Origin of the sequence: Microcystis sp. T1-4 (assembly GCF_000297435.1) — a bacterium.
Taxonomy (GTDB): domain Bacteria; phylum Cyanobacteriota; class Cyanobacteriia; order Cyanobacteriales; family Microcystaceae; genus Microcystis.
In genome coordinates this window covers 1-1,766 of sequence record NZ_CAIP01000436.1, presented here as the reverse complement: position 1 = coordinate 1,766, position 1,766 = coordinate 1, and the positions used below count along the sequence as shown (strand labels likewise).

Sequence of the window (1,766 nt, the reverse complement as noted above, 5' to 3'; positions counted from 1 at the left end):
ATATAATTGACAGTAAAAAGAAACGCCCTTAAGATGCTAACAAAAATTAATTTAGTGAATCAAGCTAGACATCCAAGCAGAAGGCATAAGTGGATTTTCCAATACTTCCCCCAATACTTCTAGAAGATGGCTCAAGTCTTTTGGGAGTAGATCAGACTTTGATGGCGACAGCACCATCTATGCTGGCTCCGACAACGCCAGAGGTGACTCCTCTAGTCACACCTCTCACCCCATCTTCTCCTAGCAATTTTCTTGCTCCCGTGAGCGCGACGGCGAGCGATAACTTAGCTAATCAAAGTGATTCTCTGCTATCAGTCCCATTATTAGTTAATCAAGAGGCTGCTAATTTCTCCTTTTCAGACCAAGATACTTCTTGGACAGGAACCCCTCAAATCAGTCAGTTAGATGATTTAGGCGAGGTTTTATTCGTTCCGGGTAATCCCTCAGAAAGGGTGAATATGGTTGTCCAGTGGACAGTGCGAGAGGCAGCTTTTAATAATGAAGTGGGATTCTTTCTGGTGGATGCTTTAGGTGGGGTAGAAGGTATCGCCCCCGGTGAAGAAGGATTCGCCGAGGCCGCTTTAAGCAGTTCCAGCCGACAAACTCTCTTCAATTCGGGTAATCAAGCGGGAAATTGGCGGGAATTCACCGTTGCGGGGGGTAGTCGTCTAGGGTTTTATCTGATTCAAAACAATACTAGCGCTAATTGGTTAGAAAATAATCGACAAAATCAGGGTCAATCGGGGTTAGCTTTTTTCTCCCTGAAAGGAGCTAATCCTGATAACTTTGATCATTCCCAAAGTAGTCATCTTGACCGCGGGATCTGGCGGTTTAACTGGGAAGATTTGACGGGTGGAGGAGATCAAGATTTTAACGATGTTGTTTTTAATATTGCTCAAGCAGGAATTGTCTTAGCCGGAGACAAAGGGCAACAGGTTCCCCTCACAGTGGAGGCTGTCAGTCAGGATAATACTTTTCCAAACGAGATGGGTTATTATTTGGTTGATACGCCGGATGGCGAAATTAATGGGATTAAACCAGGGGATCAGGGTTATTTAGATGCGGCCTTGTCAGGCGATCGCCACCAGGTAATTTTTGCCTCTGGGAAAGGGTTTGATAGTAAAACGTTTAACGTCCCTTCTGGGAAATATCTGGGATGGTATCTAGTCGCTAACGGGACAACAGATCAGGCGATCGCCAAGGGGGGAAATGCCCCACCGGTTTTCTTTTCCTATGCGGCGGCCAATGAGGATGGTTTAAATCATGTCCATGCTCAACAGGATAGTCAGACCTGGGCCTGGGAAGATTTTTGGGGCGGTGGCGATCGCGATTTTGATGATTTAGTGTTTCGGTTCAGTTTTGGGGAACCAATTGGAGAACCGATTCAGTTACCGTCTTTGAGTATTGAAAATACCACAGTGACGGAGGGGAATATAGGAACTGAAGCTGCTAATTTTACAGTTCGTTTATCAGCCCCTACAAACACAACAGTTACGGCTCAATTTACAACGAAAGATGGAACTGCCCAAGCGGGGACAGATTATGAATCTTCGACGGGAATTTTGACGTTTGCACCGGGAGAAGTGGAGAAAAATATCACAGTTGCTGTAAAGGGCGATACAATTAGCGAGCCTACGGAAACCTTCACGGTCAATTTAACAGGAGTGACCAATGCTATTCTGATTCAAGGTGAGGGAATTGGCACGATTCTAGATAATGATAATTCGCCGAATCCACCTGATAATAATCCTCCTGTCACCGATGCA

At 45.4% G+C, this 1,766-nt stretch carries 1 protein-coding gene; it reads left to right on the top strand.

Going from position 1 to position 1,766, the window contains the following annotated elements:
* Nucleotides 1-161 precede the first annotated feature (161 nt).
* Nucleotides 162-1,766: DUF4114 domain-containing protein (locus MICAI_RS21745; RefSeq protein ID WP_198285318.1), on the top strand; the 1,605-nt coding region annotated here is incomplete at its 3' end.